The organism is Tundrisphaera macrotermitis (genome assembly GCF_051175315.1).
In the GTDB taxonomy this organism is placed as follows: Bacteria; Planctomycetota; Planctomycetia; order Isosphaerales; family Isosphaeraceae; genus Tundrisphaera.
In genome coordinates this window covers 1,819,019-1,840,193 of record NZ_CP195100.1, presented here as the reverse complement: position 1 = coordinate 1,840,193, position 21,175 = coordinate 1,819,019, and the positions used below count along the sequence as shown (strand labels likewise).

16 protein-coding genes are annotated in these 21,175 nt (G+C 70.7%); 9 read left to right on the top strand and 7 right to left on the bottom strand.

Annotated features, from left to right (window positions below; translation table 11 throughout):
- Positions 1-8: 8 nt before the first annotated feature.
- Both TA3x_RS07730 and TA3x_RS07725 read right to left on the bottom strand, forming a co-directional pair.
- Positions 9-734, bottom strand: coding sequence for an ABC transporter ATP-binding protein (locus tag TA3x_RS07730; RefSeq protein WP_435019917.1), 726 nt, complete (start codon positions 732-734; stop codon positions 9-11).
- Positions 731-1,966 (bottom strand): ABC transporter permease, encoded by a 1,236-nt coding sequence (locus TA3x_RS07725; RefSeq protein ID WP_435019915.1) that lies wholly within the window; start codon positions 1,964-1,966, stop codon positions 731-733. The genes TA3x_RS07730 and TA3x_RS07725 overlap by 4 nt, the downstream gene beginning before the upstream one ends.
- A gap of 285 nt (positions 1,967-2,251) precedes the next feature.
- Between TA3x_RS07725 and TA3x_RS07720 the strand changes: the two genes are divergently transcribed.
- The 3 genes from TA3x_RS07720 to TA3x_RS07710 all read left to right on the top strand — a co-directional run bounded on the left by TA3x_RS07720 (position 2,252) and on the right by TA3x_RS07710 (position 5,577).
- Positions 2,252-3,508, top strand: coding sequence for a hypothetical protein (locus TA3x_RS07720; protein ID WP_435019913.1), 1,257 nt, complete (start codon positions 2,252-2,254; stop codon positions 3,506-3,508).
- 267 nt (positions 3,509-3,775) lie between these two features.
- Complete coding sequence (locus TA3x_RS07715; RefSeq protein ID WP_435019911.1) at positions 3,776-4,000, top strand: hypothetical protein; 225 nt, start codon at positions 3,776-3,778, stop codon at positions 3,998-4,000.
- 323 nt (positions 4,001-4,323) lie between these two features.
- On the top strand, positions 4,324-5,577 hold the full coding sequence (locus tag TA3x_RS07710) for a hypothetical protein (RefSeq protein ID WP_435019909.1): 1,254 nt from the start codon (positions 4,324-4,326) through the stop codon (positions 5,575-5,577).
- Positions 5,578-5,646: 69 nt separating this feature from the next.
- On the opposite strand, the gene TA3x_RS07705 is transcribed toward TA3x_RS07710, so the two are convergent.
- The 4 genes from TA3x_RS07705 to TA3x_RS07690 all read right to left on the bottom strand — a co-directional run bounded on the left by TA3x_RS07705 (position 5,647) and on the right by TA3x_RS07690 (position 12,489).
- Positions 5,647-7,188 carry a family 16 glycoside hydrolase gene (locus TA3x_RS07705; protein WP_435019907.1) on the bottom strand — a complete coding sequence of 514 codons (1,542 nt, stop codon included), beginning with the start codon at positions 7,186-7,188 and terminating at the stop codon, positions 5,647-5,649.
- A gap of 146 nt (positions 7,189-7,334) precedes the next feature.
- Positions 7,335-8,270: an aldo/keto reductase gene (locus tag TA3x_RS07700; RefSeq protein WP_435019905.1), complete on the bottom strand. Its 936-nt coding sequence runs from the start codon at positions 8,268-8,270 to the stop codon at positions 7,335-7,337.
- An 89-nt stretch (positions 8,271-8,359) separates the two neighbouring features.
- Positions 8,360-9,430 carry a potassium channel family protein gene (locus tag TA3x_RS07695; RefSeq protein WP_435019902.1) on the bottom strand — a complete coding sequence of 357 codons (1,071 nt, stop codon included), beginning with the start codon at positions 9,428-9,430 and terminating at the stop codon, positions 8,360-8,362.
- A gap of 86 nt (positions 9,431-9,516) precedes the next feature.
- Positions 9,517-12,489 (bottom strand): PVC-type heme-binding CxxCH protein, encoded by a 2,973-nt coding sequence (locus tag TA3x_RS07690; RefSeq protein ID WP_435019900.1) that lies wholly within the window; start codon positions 12,487-12,489, stop codon positions 9,517-9,519.
- Positions 12,490-12,958: 469 nt separating this feature from the next.
- On the opposite strand from TA3x_RS07690, the gene TA3x_RS07685 reads away from it, so the two are divergent.
- The 6 genes from TA3x_RS07685 to TA3x_RS07660 are packed head-to-tail and all read left to right on the top strand — an operon-like array spanning position 12,959 to position 20,830.
- The gene (locus tag TA3x_RS07685) at positions 12,959-15,271 is read left to right on the top strand and encodes a YfhO family protein (RefSeq protein WP_435019898.1); all 2,313 of its coding nucleotides are present in this window, start codon (positions 12,959-12,961) and stop codon (positions 15,269-15,271) included.
- Complete coding sequence (locus TA3x_RS07680; RefSeq protein ID WP_435019896.1) at positions 15,264-16,205, top strand: transketolase; 942 nt, start codon at positions 15,264-15,266, stop codon at positions 16,203-16,205. Before TA3x_RS07685 ends, TA3x_RS07680 begins: the two co-directional genes overlap by 8 nt.
- Positions 16,198-17,106: a transketolase gene (locus TA3x_RS07675; RefSeq protein WP_435019894.1), complete on the top strand. Its 909-nt coding sequence runs from the start codon at positions 16,198-16,200 to the stop codon at positions 17,104-17,106. Before TA3x_RS07680 ends, TA3x_RS07675 begins: the two co-directional genes overlap by 8 nt.
- Complete coding sequence (locus TA3x_RS07670) at positions 17,106-19,121, top strand: NAD-dependent epimerase/dehydratase family protein (RefSeq protein WP_435019892.1); 2,016 nt, start codon at positions 17,106-17,108, stop codon at positions 19,119-19,121. Before TA3x_RS07675 ends, TA3x_RS07670 begins: the two co-directional genes overlap by 1 nt.
- Positions 19,114-19,905: a class I SAM-dependent methyltransferase gene (locus TA3x_RS07665; protein ID WP_435019890.1), complete on the top strand. Its 792-nt coding sequence runs from the start codon at positions 19,114-19,116 to the stop codon at positions 19,903-19,905. The genes TA3x_RS07670 and TA3x_RS07665 overlap by 8 nt, the downstream gene beginning before the upstream one ends.
- A 10-nt stretch (positions 19,906-19,915) precedes the next feature.
- Positions 19,916-20,830, top strand: coding sequence for a class I SAM-dependent methyltransferase (locus TA3x_RS07660; RefSeq protein ID WP_435019888.1), 915 nt, complete (start codon positions 19,916-19,918; stop codon positions 20,828-20,830).
- An 18-nt stretch (positions 20,831-20,848) separates the two neighbouring features.
- On the opposite strand, the gene TA3x_RS07655 is transcribed toward TA3x_RS07660, so the two are convergent.
- Positions 20,849-21,094: a hypothetical protein gene (locus TA3x_RS07655; RefSeq protein WP_435019887.1), complete on the bottom strand. Its 246-nt coding sequence runs from the start codon at positions 21,092-21,094 to the stop codon at positions 20,849-20,851.
- Positions 21,095-21,175: the final 81 nt, after the last annotated feature.

The following is a 21,175-nucleotide window of genomic DNA, read 5'->3' as shown; positions in this document are numbered from 1 at the left end:
GCCGCCGTTCAGTCGGTGTCGGGGCTGACGTCGACCCCCGTGAGGCGTCCGTCCTCGATGCCCAGGACGATGTCGCCGGGGCGGATGAACCGCCGGTCGTGCGTGACGATCACGAGCGTGCGGCCCCGGCCCCGCAGCAGGCCGATGATCTCGTCCCCCCCGGAGCGGTCGAGGTTGCCGGTCGGCTCGTCGGCGAGAAGGAGGGCGGGGTCCCTGACCAGGGCCCGCGCGATCGCCACCCGCTGCTGCTGGCCCCCGGAGAGTTGATCGGGCCGATGGTGGACGCGATGGCCCAGCCCGACCTGCCCGAGCAGGTCGGTCGCCCGGTCCCGGAGCTCTCGGGTGATCCCCAGCGGGATGTAGGGGAGCAGCACGTTGTCCAGGGCCGACAGGTTGCCGATCAGGTTGAACGACTGGTACACGAAGCCGACCTGATTGCGGCGGTAGTCGTCCTGCTCCCCCTCGGTCATGGCGGTGATGTCCCGCCCCAGGATCTTGATCGACCCCGAGGTCGGGCGATCCAGGGCCCCGAGCAGGTACAGGAGCGTGCTCTTGCCCGAGCCCGAGGGGCCGACGATGAACGTGGTGGAGTTGGCCGGCAGCCGGAACGAGACGCCGCGCAGGGCGTGGACCTCCTCGTCGGCAACGCGGAAGTTCATGTGCACGTCTTCGGCGTCGACCATCGGCGTGGGCTGGTCGGCCCCGACTTCGAGGGTGGCTTGGGCCCGCGTCATGTCGTCGCGCTCCGGCGGATCGCCGCCATCGGGGTCATCAGCGAGGCCCGCCAGGCCGGGTACAGCCCGGCGCCGGTGGCGATCCCGAGCGCGGCCGCCAGGCTGACCGCCAGGAGCTTCGGGCTGAGTTCGAGCGAGAATCCGCTGATCAGTCGGTTGGCGATGAGGACGGCGGCGAATGCCAGGGCCACGGCGATCGCGCCGGAGATGATGCCCAGCAGGGCGCTCTCGGCCGTGACCAGCGCCATGATGTTCCGCCGGGTCCAGCCGTTGGTGCGCATCACGCCGAACTCGACGTAGCGTTCCGAGGTGCTCATGACCATCGTGTTGCCGATCCCCACGCCGCCGACCAGCAGCGCCAGGGCCACGGCCGCCAGGAGGAACTGGTCGAGCTTGCCCATCACCTCGCCGACGGTGATGTTGAACTTGCTGATCGGCTGCGCCGTGACCCCGGGGTGCGCCGCCATGATCCGCTCCATCAGGGCGTCGGCGTCGTCCATGTCGGCCGGCTCGACGTTGAAGGTCGAGACGGCGGCTTCGCTGACGCCCAGGAGTTCGCGGGCCACGCCGATGTCCATGACGATGGTCGAGTCGAGGAACAGCGAACCGGTGTCGTAGAGGCCGATGATCGTGAAGTCCCGCGTGCCGATCCGCATCGTCTGGCCGACGGCCTTCGGGGTCCCGTCGGCATTGGGATGCTCGCGGGCGATCCGCACGCTGATCACGATATTCGGCTTGCCGATGTCGGAGAGTTCGAGGAAGCGGCCGCCGCCGCGATCCTGGGGGAGGATCGAGTTGGGGATGGTGGTGTTGCGGAGCTTGAGGTGCTCAGGGATGTCCTGGCCCTGGACCGCCAGGGAGGTGATCAGGCCCTTCAATCCCTGGTCGCGGGGCCGGGTGAGCAGGCCGAGCGCGCCCGAGGCGAGCCCGCCCTTGCCGTCGATCGCCGGGGCGATCCGCCAGACCTCGGGCGCGGCCACCCGGACGCCCGGCATCGCGCGGAGCTTCGGGCCCAGGTCCGCGGGCAGGTCGCTGAAGACCGGGGCCGGGGAGTTCTCCCGCAGCACCATCAGGTTGTGCATCGTGCCGAGGGTGCTGCCCATCAGCTGACGGATCCCGGCGGTGATGCTGAACAGGCCCAGGAAGGCCAGCACCGGGATCGTCAAGCCCACCACGGCGAGCGTCGTCCGCGTTGGTCGGGTGATCAGATTTCGCCAGGCGAAGGACCACATCGCACGTTTGCCCCCCCAAATCCATGCCGGAGCGTCGGCCCCGCTTCGGGCCGCTGGGAACCCATGCGATTCCCAGGCCATCGGGAGACCCCTCGGACGCAGTGCATCCTACACCAAATGGCCGCGGAAATCGCCGGGCTCGCGGCGGATCGCGGGGCGGGGTTGGCATTCCGGGGACTCCCCGGCCGCGCGCCGAACCGGGCCGCCTCGCCGGTCGCTTCGATCCCGGCCCTCGGGTAGTCTGGCCGGTCGGACCCGACCCCCGCCGACGACACGGACCTCTCCATGCGAAACCGGCTCATCTTCGCCGTCATGGCCCTGACCTGGACCCCGCTCGCCTCCGCGGATGACTGGAAGGTCGGCGAGCCGATCGTCGCCTACTGGGCCGGGCCGGGGTTCCCGGGCGGGGGGCCGCTCGACGACGCCTCCGCGGCCCGGCTCGCCGATGGCGGTTGGAACCTCGCCTGGTGCCACGAGGGGGAATTGGACGTGGCCAGCCGCCATCGCCTGCGCGGGCTGCTCTCCGACCCGCTCCTCGTCCCCGAGTCCCTCAAGGATCCGAAGCGTCGCGAGGCGTTGGCCGCCCTCGTCGACCGGGTGAAGGGCCATCCCGCCCTGTACGCCTACCACTTGATCGACGAGCCGGGCGCGGCCGCCTTCCCGGCCCTCGGCAAATTGGTCGCCTTCCTCCGCGAGCGGGATCCGGCGCACCTGGCCAGCATCAACCTCCTGCCCATCTATGCCAATAACCAGCAGCTCGGCATCGAGGGCCCCCCGGTGCAGGCGTATGCGGAGCACCTGCGGCGCTTCTCCGAGGTGGTCCGCCCCGCCCTGCTCAGCTACGACCACTACCAGTTCACCCGGAAGGACGACGGCCCCCAGTATTTCCTCAACCTGGCCATGGTCCGCGAGCAGGCGCTCGCCTCGGGCGTGCCGTTCATGAACATCGTCCAGGCCAGCTCCTGGGTGCCCGGCTCGGCCGCCTCCCCCACGAGCCCCCGCGTTCCTGGCCCGGATGAGCTGCGCTTCCTCGCCTACACGACACTGGCCTACGGCGCCCAGGGGATCTCCTACTACGTCTACCGCTATCCCGGCCACGAGGGCGGCATGCTGGGCGACGACGGCACGCCGACCCCGCTCGGCAAGGAGGCCCGGACGCTGAACCGGGAGTTCGCGGCGATCGCCCGGGAATTGCAGCCGCTCCGGTCCCTCGCGGTGCATCAGGCCGGGATGCAGCCGCCCGGTGCGGCCCGGCTCCCGGCCGGCCTGGCGTTCACCCTGGAAGGGCCCGTGCCCGATGAGGAGTACCAGCCCGGAGATCGCGTCCTGGGCATCCTGCTCGGCCGGTTCGGCCCCTCTGGCGAGGGGTCGCACCTCCTGGCGGTGAACCTCGACTATCGCGCCGAGAGGACCGCGGTCATCGTCGGACCCTCGCCGATCGAGACCTTCGACGCCGCGACCGGCGAATGGACGGCCGCCGGGAACCGGGTCGAGCTTCGGCTGCCGGGCGGCGGCGGGAAGCTCCTGCGCCTCCGGCCCTGAGGCTCGATCCGGATCTCCCCGGCCCGACCGGAGTCGCCGCCGATCGAGGAGGCGACCCGCCGGGGCCCATCCCGAGACGCCCCCGTCATCCCTCCGACGATGCCCGCGCGGAGAGTGCCGAAAGCCCTCCGGATGCGGGAGTTCGGACGCCCGGAGTCGGGGCGGATTGTCGAACCAACTCCTTCTCTCGAACGTATTTAAAGGACAAGACGAGTGGCGTAACTGGCGGCCCGATGGGGCCGATTTCGATCGGGAGAATGGTGATCCATGCGTCGTCGAGAAAACTACGTTCGCAAGTATGGCGAGGAGTTCGGCTCGCTTTATTATCACACGCTCCAGAGCCATGCCGCGCACGCGGGCGTGGCGGCCCGGCTGCGTCGCAAGCTCGACATCCTCACCGGGAAGGTGCCGCCGCCATCGCCGAGGCTGCTGGCGGAGGAGCCGATGCCCCTGTTCGATGGGTTCGAATCCCCCGAGGTGGCGGCCGTTTGAGCGGGGGGCGAGGCCGGCGCCGGGAACTCCCGGGGCCGATGATGCGTCAAAGAGACAGAAGCACGTCCTCGGCCGACTCTCCCGTATGACAGTTCGAGTTGAAGTGCGATTATAGCTCCGGATCGGGGGCGCCGGCCCGCGTGGCGTCCCCGATCCGGTGACGCCGGGGCCGTAACACAACCTCCAGACAATCGACAGGGGGCGAGGTGGCAGGAGCGACCAATCAGGGGGGACGGAGGGAGGCGGGGGCGCCGGTCGACGCCCCTCGGACGACATCCTGGTCGATCCCGGAGATCCGGATCGTCAAGGATGATCGGGGACGCATGCGGATCGATCAGGACGATCCGGCCACCTATGGCGCCTACGCCGCCCGGCAATTCCTGGCGACCGCGGAAGCCGAGCCCAGGTTCAGGGACGGGATGACCAAGCGTCCTTCGGCGTCCTCGATCCGGATCACCTATACCGAGGCCGATGGCACGCGGCGTGAGGTCGGCGTCCGGGAGATCTTCTGCAAGGTGGAGGGCGATGCGCTCGTCCTGACCGAGTTCGAGGATGCGACCGGGGCCAAGGTGAAGGACCTGCCCCTGGCCGTCCCCCGCGCCGACGAGCCGGAGGATGACGGCGACGACGAGGATCGGCTCCACGACCTCCTGCTGGCCGAACTCGACGGCGAGTCATCGCGGCCGACCGTCGAGGTCGAGCCGGAACCGGAGCCGGTCCGGCCGGTCCGGGAGCGTCGGATGCCGACCGGGCCGCTCCGGCAGGTCGAAGAGGCCGCCCAGGCGGCGGCCGTCACGCCGAAGGCCCCGGCGGCCCCCGAGCCGGCGCCGCGCGGCCCGGCCGCGATGCCGGTCGCCCCGAAGCCGGTGGGGGCCGCGCCCGCCCCGCAGGCCGGGCCGGGCGTGCGGGCGCTGGCCGCGGCCGAGGCGGCCTCCCTCCGGGCGCTGATCGAAGCCAAGGCGGGCCAGGCAAGGTGGGCCAGCGGGCTCCTGATGCAGGCCGCGGAACGCCACCCGAGCGACCGGAAGCTCCAGAACGAGCACCTCGCCAACCTCCTCAGGTTCTCCATCGACCCGGCCCGGCCCGAGTCCCGGACCCAACTCGCCGCCGCCCTGCGGGGCGTGCTGGAGGAAGTGCTCGCGTACAAGGCGGGGGTGCTTGACCGCGACCCGCTCAAGGCGGAGAAGGTCTCGCTCCAGCCCTACGCCCGCGCGGCGCTCGCGCCGACCCCGATCGACGACGCCCACGTGAAGACGGTCTCCGGGACCGCCCAGAAGACCCCGGCCCAGGTCCTGGCGAAGCTCGAAGACCCGAAGCTCGCCCGCGCCATCCGCGTGAAGCTCCTGATGGAGGTCGTCCCCGAGCTGATCGAGAACTACCGGCCGGACAAGGAGAGCAGCCGCAGCGAGGCGGCCAACGAGAACAGCCCCGCGCTGGTGCGCCGGATGTTCGCGGTGGCCGACGAGCAGCGTCAGCAGCGGAAGTTCATCGACGATGGGGCGTCGTTCCGGAAGGCACGCGAGCGGTATGCGGCGCTCGAAAGCAAGTTGCCGAAAGCCTCGGCCGCCGGCGATTGATGAAGGAGCCGGGGTGTGGGGCGACGGCCCGCCTCGGATGGGGCGGGCCGATGGGCCCCGGTGGGGGGCTCAGTCCCTCAACTCGGCGACCCCCCGCTTCAGCTCGAAGAGCCGCCGCACCTCGCCCGGGGTGAGCGCACGGTTGAAGACGGCGAGGTCGTCCATGTGGCCCACGTAGGCGGCGCCCAGCACCAGGAACACCTGCGACGGGTCCCAGTCGAACTTGAGGTCCCAGTTCTCGATGGCGCCCTGCTCCTTGCCATTCAGGTAGAGCCGTCCGACGTTCGGCCGGGATTTGTCATTGACGTCCTCGACCGTGAAGGCGACGTGGGTCCAGGCGTCGCGCGAGAACGGGGCGCGTTCCACCTGCACCATCGGCCGCTTCTCGAACGGGATGTCCGCCCACGCGACATTGGTCGGGTTCCAGATGTGGAACAGGGGGCGGATGGCGTAGCGGAAGTACCGGGGCGTCTCGTCCTTCGACCACTCCAGGAAGATGTAGCCCTTCTTGGTGTCGTCGCCCACGATCTGCACGGGGTCGCAATAGCCGGGTTCGAGGTCCTGATCCGGGGTCAGCCGCAGCCAGACGGAGACGGTGGCGTTCCAGTCCTTGGCGTTGTACCCCAGCGTGCCGGCGTCCTTGTAGGCCGGGCGATCAAGGCCCTTCTTCGGGAAGTGGAGCGCCCCGCCGAATCGGCCGGCCTCGGGCGCGATCCGGACCCCGTCCGTCGGCGTGGCCGCCGCGAGATCCTTGCCCCGCTGGAAGTAGCACGCCTTGTCGCCCGAGGCGAAGTCGGCCTCCAGGCCCTTGTCGAACGACGCGTGCAGGGTCAGGGACCGGGCCAGGTTCGATCGGGCCTCCGCATCGGCCGCTTCGAGGACGCGCTTCGCCTCCTCGGCGCCGATCTCGCGGACGAAGAGGTTCCGCCAGCGGATCTCGCCGCCGTGGGTCTGGAGCATGATCGGCCCCCGGGCGGGGAGCGGCTTCTTGCGGTCCCAGTAGTTCTCCATGACGGCGCCGTCGACGACGAGCTTGTCGTTCAGCCAGACCCATGTGACGTCGCCGATCTGGCGGATGCGGAGCCGGTTCCACTCGCCGAACGGGAGGTCGGCCTTCACCAGGGGGTCGCGCCCGGGCGCGCCCGGCGTGTTGTTGAACAGGCCGCCGGATCCCAGGTGCGGCCGGCGCGTGGGCTTCTTCGGGTCGAAGACCTGGTTCAGGTCCCAGATCTGGACCTGGGGCGTGCCGCGCAGGTAGACGCCGCTGTCGGCCTTCGGCACGGTCTTGTAGTCGACCCGCAGCTCGATGTCGCCGAATTCCTCGTCGGTCGTCGCATAAGGGCCGGTGCCCCCGTTCACCAGTTCGCCGCCCTCGACGGACCAGTGCTTGGGGAATTCGGCCCGTTGCTGCGCGAGCGCGGCTTCCTTCTTCTCGCCCGCCAGCTTCTCGACGCCGTGGGGGTTCAGCCCGTGCCAGCCGGCGAGGTCCCGGCCGTTGAAGAGGGCGCGGAATCCTTCCGGCGGGGCAGGCTCCTCGGCGCGGCCCGGGGCCGCCGCGAGCCCGGCGATGGGGATGCTGAACAACAAGGCCCGGCGCAGGAGCTTTACCATGAATCCACCCCGAATCGTCGTCTTCGTGTCCACCGCGAGAGCGACGGCCCCGGCGGGCCGACGGGGCCGATTCTAGCAGGTCGGCCGGCGAGAAGGCGGTCGTACCCGTCCCCCTCGACGCGCGGCCTCGGCCCCATCCCTTTCCGTCAGTTGCCTGGGTCGTGGCCGCTCGGCCAACTCCGGTCGCGGACCTTCGCGAGGATGGCCTGCACAGAGGCGAGCAACTCGGGATCGATCGGCCGTTCGATGGCAGCGAGGTTGCGTTCCAGCTCGTCCCGCTTCGCCGTGCCGGTGAGGGTCGAGGCGATCCGCGCTTCGGCGACGCAGAACTGCATGCCCAGCAGGCTGATGTCCTGGCCGCGGTCGCGGCAATATCGCGCCGCCTCCCGGCAGGCCGCCTTGATTTCCTCGTCGGCCGGGTGCCAGGCCGGGGGGCCGCCGTCGGTCAGCAATCCCATCCCCAGCGGGCTGCCGTTGAGGACGCCGACGCCGTGGGCGTCCGCCGCCGGGAGCAGGTCCCCGATCAACGTCTGATCCTGGAGATTGTAATGGCAGTAGCTCATGACCACATCGAGGCGGCAGCGCTCGACGGCCTCCCGCAGGACGGCCAGGGGCAGGCCGGACATGCCGACGAACCGCGCCTTCCCCTCGGCCTTCAGGCGGTGGAGCGTGTCCGCGGTCTCGGTGAAGACCCGTTCGAGGTTGCCGGCGAACTCGATGTCGTGGGCGAGCAAGATGTCGACCGAATCGGTCCGGAGCCGCTTCAGCGACGCCTCGAAGCATCGGCGAAACCCGGCCGGGGAGAAGTCGAACACGTCCCTGGCCAGCCGTCCGGCCTTGGTCCCGAGCAGTACCCGGTCGCGCAGGCCGCCCGACAGCACCTCGCCGAGGATTTCCTCCGAGCGGCCCTCGCCGTAGTAGGCGGAGGTGTCGACGAAGTTCATCCCCGAGTCGATGGCGAGGCGGACCGTCTCGTCCACCTCCGCGACGCTCACCGGGCCGTGCTGCTGCCCGATCGCGGAGCCGCCCAGGGAGAGTCGCGAGATCCGCAAGCCCGTCCGGCCCAGTTCCTGATAGTGCATGATCCCACCGTCATCTCAGGGGAGGATTCGGGCGACCCCGGCCCGCCGCGACGTCGATCCGATGGGGGCGGAGTCGCGGCGGGCCGGCCTCATTTCTCCTTCGCCGCGCCGGCGACGATCGCCGGGCGGTCGCCCCGGCTGCCGTTCAGGGAATCCAGCTCGATCAGCCGCTCGATCCTGGCGATCACCAGGATCTCGTCCCCGGCGTGCAGCGTCACGCCGTGGGCCGGGTTGACGTCCACGCCCCCGCGCCCGCGATACATGACGACGTTGACCTTGCTCCCCGCCTGCAGCGCACCCACGGTCTGGCCCACCAGCTTGCCGCCGGCGTCGACTGTCAGGTCGGTCAGGTGGAGCGGCTCGCCCCCGAGCTGGAACTCCTGGTAGACGTGCCGCCCGGTGGCCGCCGCGATGAACGCCGGGGCGGAGACCAGTGCGGTGGAGATGGCGGGCATGGCGAAGGCCCCCCGCACCTTCACCGCCAGCGATTCATCGAACAGGCGGAGCACGATGCGGGCGTTGGGATTCAGGTCGCGCGCCGTGAGGCCGGCGTCCAGGTTGGTCAGGTCGTCGCTGGTGACCAGGATGACCGCCTTGGCGTGCCGGACGCCCGCCTGTTCGAGCGTCTTGACCGTGCGGCCATCCCCCCGGATCAGCGGCACGCCGAGGTCGACCAGTTCGTCGAGCAACTCCGAATCCGCGCCGGGCCGCTCGACGGCGACCACCGCCTCGTTCAGGGCGAGGATCCCTTTCAGCGTCTGGTAGCCGACCTTGCCGATGCCGACGATCACGACGTGGTCTCGGTGCAACGAGGCCGCCATGCGCTGCCACTCCGGGAGGTTGTTCTTCTTGGTGAAGGTCAGGTAGGCGAGCCGGACCAGCGAGTCGGCCACCGCCCCCAGGCCGAGGATCGGCAGCAGGAAGAAGAACGGCTGCAGGTACCATTCGCGGGGGAAGTCGAGGGCGGATTCCAGGAAGATCAGCAGGAAGATTCCGTAGCAGGCCTCGGCGTACCCGAGGTGCTGGCCGTTCGAGGTGTGGAGCAGGACGACGCCGCCGCCGAGCACCAGCGTCCAGAAGACGGCCAGCGACCACCGGAATTCCCACAGAAGATAGCGGGCGTAGCGGGCGTGGATCCTCATCCGGTGGGATAGCTTCATGGTCGATCGCCTCGGTATGCCGCCCCGGCCGGGCCCGTCGCCCTCCGGGATGGGGCGACGGGGCGGGCTTCATCGTCGGCCCGGGGTCAGGGGGATCCGGGCCGGGCGGGCGCGGGGACCTGGGACTTCGAGGCCAGGTAGGCGACGAGGTCGCGGAGCTCCTCGGCCGAAAGCGTCTCGAACAGGCCTTCGGGCATCATGGACTGCTCGGAGGGCTTGAAGGCCTCGATCTCGCCCCGGTCGATGGTCAGGCGTTCGTTGGCCGTCTGCACGGTCACGGTCCGCTCGTCCTGGGCGCGGAGGATCCCGGAGATGATCCGGCCGTCATTCAGCCCGAAGGTGTTCAGCTTGTAGTCCCGGCCGACGGTGGCGCTGGGGTCCAGGACGTTCTCCAGGATGTAGTCGAGGTTGCCCCGGTCCGAGCCCGTCAGCTCGGGCCCGACGTCCCCGCCCGCATCGTAGAGCTTGTGGCACGCGGCGCAGGTCCGATTGAAGACGGAACGGCCGCTTTGCAGGTCGGCGGCCTTGAGGGCCTCCGGCGAGAGCGCCGCCTTGTACTTCTTCATCAGGTCGGCCTTCGCCCCGGAGGTGGGGCGGATCGAGCCCCAGGCCGATTCCAGCTTCGCCGAAACCTCGGCATCGCCCAGGGCCAGGATCTGCCGCGCCGCCGTCACGGAGAGGTCGCGGCGGGGGACGGTGCCCGCGGCCACCGCGTCCAGGAGCGCTCGGGCCGAGGAGGCCCTGGCGGCCAGCATGTTGATCGCATCTTCCCGATCGGCCTCGGCGAAGGCCCGGTAGCGCCCGAGCACGGCCGCCGGCGTGTCCCGATCGTCGAACGCCGCCAGGGCCCGGATCGCCGGGCCGCGCACGGCCGGGTCGTCGATCAGGCCCTGGAGCGTCCGGGCGAGCCCGGGGACCTTGCGGCTGGCCAGGGCATCCAGGGCCTCGCGGCGCTCCGGGGCGGGGGCCGAGGCATCGACGAGCTTCGCCTTCAGGAGTTCGGCCCCGCGGGGGTCGCCGTAGAGCAGCGACAGCTTCGCGGCCTGCATCCGGACCCCCGCATCCGAGGACGCGGTGAGCCGGTCGAACACCCCGGCCCATCCGGGCGGCTGCTCCGACTTCTGGCGGCCCCGGAGGGCCTCGCCCATCCCGGTCAGGACGTCCCGCTGGATCGCCGGGTCGGCCTCACGCCCGAGCAGGGCGACCAGCGCGCCGGCCCCCTCGCCGGACTGCACGGCCCGCCGCGCGAGGAACCGGCGGTGGAGCGGGATCCGGGACGCGGGGATCAGCCCGGCCGCCCGGACCGGGTCGGCCCCGCCCAGCGGCTCGATCCCGTACCAGGTCATCAGGGGGAGGTTCGCGTCGGCGGCGTCCTCGGCGTGCCCGAGCAGCCCGACGCCGATGCCCCATCGATCCGCGACCGGCAGGCGTTGCAGGGCCGAGGCCAGGGACAGGCGGGCCCGGGGGGAGGCGTCATCTCGGGCCATCTGCTCGAACCGCGTCCGCTCGGGATCGGAGAGCTTGCCCGGCTCGGCGAGCAGGCGGACGGCCCAGACCCGGACTTCCTCCTCGGGGTGCCGGGTCGCCTCCAGGAGCTTCGCCCGGTCCAGGCCGTTGACGACGTGGAGGGCCCAGAGCGCCCGCAGTTTGAGCGGGGCCCCGGCCCCGTCGCGGAACAGTCGGGCCAGCTCCGCCAGGGCGGCGGCGTCGATCGGGCGGGCCGCCGCCCGCTCCTGGAGGAGCCGGCGGGCGTGCCGGACGTACCAGTCGTTGCGGTGGGTCTGGAGCTTCGCCAGGGCCAAGTCGTCCAGCTTCGCGAGGTCGACCCGCACCGGCTTCACGTCGCCGTGGGTGATCTTGAAGATCCGCCCGTTCTCGCGGTGGGCGTGGTCGGCGTCGGTCTCGTGGCATTCGCCGACGTCCGACCAGTCGGTGAGGTACACCCCGCCGTCGGGCCCGTAGCGCAGCTCCATGCCGCGATACCAGGGGTCGTTGGACCGGAGGAAGTCGGTTTGGTGGCGGGCGACGTACCCGCTGCCGGACCGTTCGAGCCGATCGTTGTTGATCCGATGGCCGTGGATGTTATTGGTGAACACCGTATTCCGATAGCGATCCGGCCAGTTGTCGCCCAGGTAGAACATCGCCCCGGTGTGGGCGTGGCCCCCGCCGGCCCGGTCGGTGGTGGCCGTCACGCCGAGGTTGCGGATGTCGCTCCAGGCCTCGGCGGTGTTCCAGTGGACGTGGTCGGCGCACGTGGCCATGCGCTGGTAGGTGTTCTTGTTGAAGTCCTCGCCGAACATCCGCTCCATCCGGGCGCCGGGGATGACGTGGTAGAGGTGGGGGATCACGCAGTTGGTGACGAACATCTGTCCGACGTCGTCGAAGTCGAGCCCCCAGGGGTTGGTCGTCCCGTGGGCGACGGCCTCGAACGCATGCGTCGTCGGGTGATAACGCCAGACCCCGCAGTTGATCGGCACGCGGTCCTGCTCGGGTGTGCCGGGGCGGCCGACCCGGGAGTTGGACAGGATCCCGTTGCAGCCGTAGAGCCAGCCGTCGGGCCCCCAGTTCAGGGCGTTGAACAGGTTATGCTGGGCCTTCACGTCCCAGCCGTCCAGGATCACCTCGGCCGGGCCGTCGGGCACGTCGTCGCCGTTGCGGTCGGGGATGAACAGGAGGTGGGGCGTGGCGGCGACGTAGACGCCCCCGAAGCCCGGGACCAGCCCCGAGACGGTGGTCCCCTGGTCCCAGAAGACCGTCCGGCGGTCCATGCGGCCGTCGCCGTCCTGATCCTCCAGGATCAGGATCCGGTCCTTCTCCTGGGCCGGCTGGAGCCAGCCGGGGTAGGAGAAGTTCTCGGCGATCCAGAGCCGGCCGCGCTCGTCGGTCGCCATCGCGATCGGCTGGCGCACGTCGGGCTCGGCGGCGAAGAGCGTGGCCCGGAATCCCTCCGGCAGCGCCATCCCTTTGGCGGCCTCCAGCGGAGGCAACGGCGCCGAATGCGCGGCCGGTGGGCCGTCGGCCCGGGCCGATGGGAGGATCGCCAGAACGAACGGGAACACCCAGGAAATCCTCATGCCACCACCCCAGGAAGACGTCGGCAATCGTCACGCCCCGGAGAGCGTCCGGATGCGGGCGTGTCGATGCCCTCGCGATGTTGTCGCCGCTTGCACCGGAATACTCTAACGGCCGGGTCGGGGCCCGCCTATGGGGCCGATCGCCCAATCGTGACGCGCCCGGGGACGTCGGCCGGCGAGGGCGGGAGGATCTTGCTCCGCGGGCGCGGCCCGATTTCGCCGGGCTCTCGCCCGGGAGATGCCGGGCATCGCGGACGCCCGTCGGGCCCCGGGGCGGCGGGCCTTCGGGCCCGGCGAATCCCGCTCGTTTGGCCTTCCTCGATCCGGCAACAGTTCATATCCTACCGCCGCCTGCGACCCGCGGGGCGTGCGAATGCCGTGCGGGTGTCCCATGAGTCCCGATGGATCGGAGGGGCGGCCGGGCGTGACTCGGCCATGCGCATGGAGGTGCTCTGTGTCCAACGACGGGGAGGTGGTGCGATCCCGCACCCTGCTGGCGGTCGCGGCCTCGATGGCCCTCCTCATGGCGTTGCCGATCGCGCTGGGCAAAGTCTACATCAATGACGATATCGCCTATTACTCGATCCCGTTGCGGTCCTTCTTCGCCGGGTGCCTCGCCAATGGGACGGACCCGTCCTGGTGCCCCGCCCTGTTCGGGGGGTTCTCGCTCTACGGCGAGGGGGGCGGGTTCGCCCATCCGCTGATCCATGGGTTGTACGGCACCCTGCCGCTCGACCTGGCGCTGAACCTGGATGTGATCTGGCCCTACCCGGTGATGTTCGTCGGGTTCGCCCTCCTGCTCGCCCGCTGGGGCCTCCGGCGCGACGCCTGCCTGTTCGGAGCGCTGGTCTTCACCTTCGGCGGCCAGAACCTCCTCCAATACATCCACACGAGCGTGTCGAGCCTGCTGGGGCACCTGCCCTGGGCCCTGCTGTCCATCGACGTGGCGCTCCGATCCGAGGACCGGAGGCGGGCGGCGGCGGCGAAGATCGCCCTGTCCCTGCTGACCGCGTCGCAGCTGCTGATCGGGCACGTCCAGTTCCTGTGGATCTCGATGTTCGGCGAGGGGCTCTACGCCCTGTTCCTCGCCTGGCGGATGCCCGGGTCGCGGCGGAGGGTGGCCGGGCTGGGGGTTTCGCTGGGGCTCGGGATCCTGGCCGGGTCGATCCAGCTCCTGCCGAGCTGGGAGGCGTTCCGCGAGTCGCGCCGCGAGCGGCCGACCTTGACCTACATCGCGACCGGGTCGCTCCCGCCGGCCAACCTGCTGCAATCGTTCTCGCCCTACCTGACCCATTCGCGGGCCGTGACGCCGCCGATGGCCACCGACGAGGGGGTGCTCGAACCGCCCACCTCGATGTACGACTGGCGGGTCCACGCCTTCTCGACCTACCTCGGCGCGTCGATCCCGGTCCTGCTGGCCTGGCTGATCATCTCGCGGCGGTCGCTGGCGGGCTCGTCGCGGGTGCTGGCGGCCTTCGCGCTGGGATTGGCCGCGATCGGCCTGCTGCTGGCCTTCGGCGACTTCACCCCGCTGTTCCGGCTCATGGTCAAGGTGCCGGTGATCGGGCGATTCCGGATCTCGGCGCGTTACCTGATCCTCTACCAACTGGCGGGCGCGATGCTGGCGGCCCTGGCATACGCGACGCTCGCCGAGGCCTCCGCCAGGCATCAACGGATCCCCTGGCGACGGCTCTGGCCGCTGGGGCTTCCGCTGATGCTGGGCCTGTTCCTCTGCTTGGCGCCCGGGCTGCCCGAGGGGATGTGGCCGGCGTACCTGCGGGGCGAAGTGGTCTCGCCGCTTCCGGTGCGGGCCATCGGGCCGCTCCTGCTGGCCGTGGCCGCGGTCCTGGTGGCCCTGTCCGCCCGCGGTTGGCGTTTGGCGCTGCCGCTCCTCGTCATATTGACGGGCATCGACCAGGCGGCCTATGCGATCCACGTGACCCTGCTGATCCCCCCCGAATCCCTGTCGTCCTACGTGGACGGCCGCAAGTCGCTCCCCGCCCCGGCGGAACCGGGCCGCGTCGGCTTCGCCCTGCTCCACCCGATCTGGCAGGATCCCTTCACCATGAAGGGCATGAGCACGATGACGGGGTACGTGTCGCTCGTGCCCAGGCGGGCCCTCACCTACGACACCCCGAATAGCATGAGGGTGGCCGGCGTCGGCTGGATCCTGGAGGACGCCACCGAGAGGGGGCAGTCCTGGGCGAAGGCACCGGCCCCTCCCTTGCCGAAGGCCCGGCTGGTGACCCGGACGCAGGTCAGCACCGACCCGAAGCGGGACATCGAGACGATCGATCCCGGGGCGATCGCCCTGACCGATCGGGCGCTGAACCTGCCGCCGGCCGCGCCGGGGCAGGCCCGGATCGCCCACGAACGGCCCGGCAAGATCGACGTCCGGACCGAGGCGCCGACGCGGCAGCTGCTGGTCGTGTCCGAGAGCTTCCACGACGGCTGGGAGGCCGAGATCGACGGCCGGCCGGCCCGCCTCGGCCGGGCCTACGGGGATTTCCTCTCCTGCGTCGTCCCCAAAGGGGCGCATCGCGTCCTGTTCCGGTTCCACTCGGAGGGCCGCCGGGTCGGCGCCTGGCTGACCCTGGCGGGGCTGATCCTGTCGGTCGGCGTCCCGCTGCTGCCGCTCATCCCGAGGCGGGGCGGCCCGGCCCCATCCTCGATCCTGCTCGGCATGAAGGCGGAGCGAAGCGGGCGGGACGCCGACGAGCGCGGCGCCGCCCTGGCCTCTCACGGGGAGGAGGAACGTCATGGCTGATCCCGCGATCCGCCCGGCGAGCCGACGCTGGCGGGCGACACTCCGCGGCGTCCGGCGGATCTTCGCCGGGCCGCACTTCCGCCTGGTCCCGGGCCCCGACGCGGAGCCCCGCCCGCCCATCGACGCGCGGGCGCAGTCCTGGTCCGACCTCCGCCACCAGGCCGTGCGCCGGCTCCTGCGGATGCACCACGAGAGCCGGGTCGGGCACATCGGCGGGAACCTCTCCTGCCTCGACATGCTGCTGGCGCTGCACCACGACGTCCTCGGGCCGGACGACCGTTTCGTGCTGTCCAAGGGCCACTCGGCCGGGGCGTACTACGTCACCCTCTGGACGCTGGGCCGCCTGGGCGACGACGACCTGCGCCAGTTCCACGGCGAGGGCACCCGCCTGAGCGGGCATCCCCCCGCCTCGGGGATCGAGGATGTCCTGTTCGCGACGGGGAGCCTGGGGCACGGGCTGTCCCTGGCCGCCGGGCTGGCGATGGCCAAGCGGCTCAAGGGGGAGCCGGGGCGGGTCTTCTGCCTGATGAGCGACGGGGAGTGGGACGAGGGTTCTTGCTGGGAGGCCCTGATCTTCGCCAGTCACCAAAGGCTCTCGAACCTGGCGATCCTGGTCGACCTGAACGGCCTCCAGGGCTTCGGCACGACCGCCGAGGTGGCCGACCTGGGGCCGCTCGCCGATAAGTTCCGGGCCTTCGGGGCGACGACCCGGGAGGTCGACGGCCACTCGCGCGGGGCGATCGTCGCGGGCCTCGACGCGGACGGGCAAGGCCCGGTCGCTCTCGTCGGCCGGACGATCAAGGGGAAAGGCGTCTCGTTCATGGAGGGGCGGATGGATTCGCACTACCTGGCGATGTCCGACCCCCAGTACCTCCAGGCCCTCGAAGAGGTGGATCGCCTCCACGGGTATGGGATGGCCCGTCATCATGCGTGACGTCTTCTCGCGATCGATGGTCGCGGCCGCGGGCCGCCCCGAGTTCGTCTTCCTGTCGGGCGACCTGGGGTTCCGGGCGCTCGAACCGCTGCGCGACGCGCTCGGCGATCGCTTCCTGAACGCCGGGGTCGCCGAGCAGAACATGGTGTCGATCGCCGCGGGCATGGCCCGCGAGGGGCTGAGGCCCTGGGTCTACAGCATCGCGCCGTTCCTCTACGCCCGGGCCTACGAGCAGATCCGCAACGACGTCTGCTTCCACCGGCTGCCGGTCGTGATCGTCGGCAACGGGGGCGGCTACGGGTACGGCGTGATGGGCGCGACCCACCACGCGCTGGAGGATTACGGGGCCTTGATGTGCCTGCCGGGCATGAGGGCATACCTGCCGGCCTTTGACGGCGACATGGGCCCGATCGCGGATCGCCTGTTCGCGTCGAGCGGGCCGGCCTACCTCCGCCTCGGGCTCGCCGAGCCGCCGAAGGACCTGCCCGAGCCGGCGTATGCCCCCTGGCGGAGGCTGATGGACGGGCCGGGCTGGGTGGTGCTGGTCGCCGGCCCCCTGGCCGGCGGGATCTGGGATGCGCTGCGGCGGCTCGATCCCGAGCGACGCCCCTCCCTGTGGCTCCTGGGCGAGCTTCCCATCGGCCCGTTCCCCGCCGCGTTCCTGGACGACCTCGCGCGGTCGGGCCGGCTGCTCGTGGTCGAGGAGCACGTCGCGCAGGGCGGCGTCGCCCAGATGGTCGCCTCGGAACTGGCCGCGATCGGCCGCACCCCGGCCCGGTTCGCCGCCCGGAATGCCCTCGGTTATCCCTCGGGATTGTACGGGTCGCAGCGATTCCACCGCGCCGAGTGCGGCCTGGATGCTGCGGCCATCTTCCGCTTCCTCGACGCCGAGGATTCGTGATGCAGACGATCGCAAGGCCCCTGCCGGCATCCCGCGTCCCCCTGTCCGAGAAGATCGGCCGGCTCCAGGGGCCGATCCTCGTGCTGGGCGCGAGCGGGTTCGTCGGGGCGAACCTGATGAGGACGCTCTCCCGGTCGCGCCGGGACGTCTACGGGACGACCTCGCGCTCACCCGCCTGGCGGCTGGCGGGGCTCCCCGCCGAGAACGTCCGCGTCGTCGACCTGCTGGTCGACAAGAACCTGGACGCCCTGCTCGACGAGGTGCGGCCCCGGACCATCTTCCACTGCGTGGCCTATGGCGCGTATTCGTTCGAAACCGACAGCGAGCTGATCTACCGGACCAACTTCCACTTCATCACGAGGTTGCTGGCCCGGCTGGAGTCGCGGTCGATCGCGATGTTCGTCCACGCCGGCAGCTCCTCGGAATACGGCGACAACGCCGCCGGCCCGGACGAGTCGGCCCCGCCCTCGCCCAACAGCGACTACGCCGTCTCCAAGGTCGCCACCGCGAACCTGCTCCACTACTACGGCAAGCGGAAGCAGTTCCCCTGCGCCAACCTCCGGCTCTACTCGGTGTACGGCCCGCTGGAGGATGCGGCGCGGCTGATCCCGGGCGTGGTGCGCCACGGGGTCGAGGGGCGTTACCCGCAGTTCGTCGACCCCTCCATCTCGCGCGACTTCGTCTACGTCGACGACGTGACCGAGGCGTTCGTCGACACGGCGCTGAACCTCGACCCGGCCCTTTACGGCGAGTCGTTCAACATCGGCACCGGCCGCAAGACCAGCATCGGGGAGGTCGCGACGGTCGCCCGCGACCTGTTCGGGATCGACGCCGAGCCCGCGTTCACCATGCCCGAGCGCCGGTGGGACGTCCGGGACTGGTACGCCCTGATCGACAAGGCCCGGGACAGCCTGGGCTGGGAGCCCCGGACGGACTTCCGCGAGGGCCTGGAGCGGACCGCCGACTGGTATCGCCAGATGCCCGACAAGTCGAGCTATGCCCAGTCGTCCAAGGAATACGGCCTCGACACCGTCTACAGCGTCACCGCCATCGTCGCCTGCTACAAGGATGGGCCCGCCATCCCGATCATGTATGAACGCCTCAAGGCGGTGTTCACCAAGCTGTGCATCGATTTCGAGATCATCTTCGTGAACGACTCCAGCCCGGACGACGCCGAGGAGGTCATCCGCGCGATCTCGCTCGGGGATCGTCGGGTGGTCGGGATCACGCATTCGCGGAACTTCGGCTCGCAATCGGCCTTCATGAGCGGCATGGAGATCGCCTCGAAGAACTCGTGCGTGCTGCTGGACGGCGACCTCCAGGACCCGCCCGAGCTGATTGAGCGGTTCGTCACCCTCTGGCGCGAGGGGTACGACATCGTCTACGGGCGGCGGGTGAAGCGCGAGGCCAGCCTGTTCATGCAGTTCGCCTACAAGGCCTTCTACCGGGTCTTCGACGCGTTCTCCTACCTGAAGATCCCCCACGACGCGGGCGACTTCTCGCTGATGGACCGGCGCGTGGTGCGGGCGATCCTGGCCTTCCCGGAGCGCGACCTCTTTCTGAGGGGCGTGCGTGCCTTCGCCGGGTTCCGCCAGACCGGCGTCGACTACGTGCGGCCCGAGCGGATGTTCGGCCGGACGACCAACAGCCTGCTGAAGAACATCGGGTGGGCCAAGAAGGGGATCCTGAGCTTCAGCAACACGCCGCTGAACATCCTGTCGGCCGTGGCGACCGTGCTGTTCGGGATCTCCTGCGCCCTGGTCGCGCTCCAGGTGCTGGGCCGGCTGCTGTTCCCGTCGCGCGTGCCGCCGAGCTTCACGACCCTGCTGGTGCTGGTCCTGTTCTTCGGGGCGGTGAACCTGTTCGCCATCTCGGTGATCGGCGAGTACATCTCGAAGATCTTCGAGGAGGTCAAGCGTCGCCCCCTGTTCATCCGCAAGAGCGTGATCCGCGACGGCGAGGTCCGACCCGCCGCCGAGGCCGCCTCGCGACGCTGGGGATCGACCGATGAATGAGATGCTGCCCCGCCGCAACCTGATCGGGAGCCGGGACGAGGCCTGGTGCCCGCCCACCTTCACCCCGACGGCGAGCCTCCGCGACCGGGCGATCGCCGCGGCCCGGCGGTTCCTCGACCTCCAGGCCGGGTCGATCTGGCGCGACCTGGCGCGGCTGCTCCCGGCGTGCCGGGGCGTGGTCCTCGACGTCGGGGCCGGGGCGCAGCCCTACCGGTCGCTCGTCGGCCCGGCCGCGACCTACCGGGCCATCGACGACGCTCGGGCCCTGAGCAACTTCGGCTACTCGATCCCCGACACGACCTATTACGAGGGGGATCGCTGGCCGGTCGAGGATCGCTCGGTCGACGTGGTGCTCTGCACCGAGACGCTCGAACACGTCGCCGACCCCGCGACCTTCCTGGCCGAGGGGGCCCGCTGCCTGAAGCCCGGGGGCCGGCTGGTCATGACGGTGCCGTTCGCGGCCCGCTGGCACTACATCCCCCACGATTACTGGCGATTCACCCCGTCGTCGCTGGACGCCCTGCTCGGCAAGGCGGGCTTCACGGGGATCGCGGTCTATGCTCGGGGCAATGCCCTGACGGTGGCCTGCTACAAGACGATGGCCCTGGTGCTGCCGCTGCTCTTCCCGAAGTCGAAGGGGGTGGCGTCGGTCGCGTCCCGGGCGATGGGCCTGCTGTCGATGCCGGCCCTCGTCGCGCTGGCCGCGATCGCGGCCGCCTCGATGGGCGGCCGGGGCGGCGACGATTGCCTGGGGTACACGGTGGTCGCGGAAACACGAGCCTGAGGATATCGGCATGCAGACGTTTCAGCTCGAAGCCAGGGCCTGCCCGCTCTGCGGCCGCGACGACGCGGGGCGACTCTTCGCCGAGGCGAACGTCGACCCCGAGAGGCTCGACCGGTTCGCCTTCGCCTCGCGGAAGTTGCCCGAGTACATGCACTGGCGGCTCACCGAATGCCGGCGGTGCGACCTGCTCTATGCCGACCCCGCCCCCGGCCCCGATGCGCTCGCCGACCTCTACCGCGACGCGGCCTTCGACAGCGGGGATCAGGCCCGGCTCGCCAGCCGGTCCTACGCCCGGTTCCTCCCCGAGATCGCCCGCGCCCTGCCGGACCAGGTCGGCGCGGCGGACATCGGCACGGGCGATGGCGCCTTCCTGCACGAGTTGATCGCGGCCGGGTTCACCGAGGTCCGCGGCGTCGAGCCCTCCGCGGCGCCGATCGAGCAGGCCGATCCCTCGATCCGCCCGCTGATCCTGAAGGAAGTCTTCCGGCCGGACACCTTTCCCCCCGGCTCGCTCAGCCTGGTCTCCTGCTTCCAGACCATCGAGCACCTGAGCGACGTGCTCGAATTCTGCCGCGCCGCGTTCGTCGCCCTCAAGCCGGGCGGCATCCTGTTCCTGATCGGCCACAACCGCCGCGCCTTCTCGGCGAAGGTCCTCGGCCGGAAGTCGCCGATCTTCGACGTCGAACACCTCCAGCTTTTCTCGCCCGCCAGCCTGCGCCGCCTTCTCAACGAGGCCGGCTTCGAAACCGTGCGGGTCCGCCCGACGTTCAACGCCTACCCGCTGAATTACTGGGCCCGGCTGTTCCCCTTCCCCGCCCGGATCAAGCCGATGGTGATCGATGGCCTGGCGTCCAGCCGCGCCGGGGGGTGGGTCGTACCGCTCCCGGCCGGGAACCTCGCGGCGATCGCCCAGAAGGCGGGGTGAGCCCCCGCCCCGGCCCCTTCAGTCCGCCGGCTTCTCGATCGCCTCGTAGAAGACGCCGTCCGCCCACCGGCACGTCCTGGCCCGGCCCTTGCGGACCAGGGTCTTCAGGACGCGCTCGACCTGCGCGGACGCGACGCCGAGGCGCTCGGCGATCCGGGCCGAACTGGCCAGCCCGGCGGCCCGGATGAGGTCGTCGAGCACGAGGGCCTCCAGGGGATTCTCCGCGGGCGGACCGGAGTCGTCGCCGACGAGGTGGAGGGGCATGGGCGATGGTCCTTCGGGGGAGTCCGTGGGATGGCGCAGGGCGTCCGCTCGCGATCGGACCGCCATCATCGCATCGTCCCG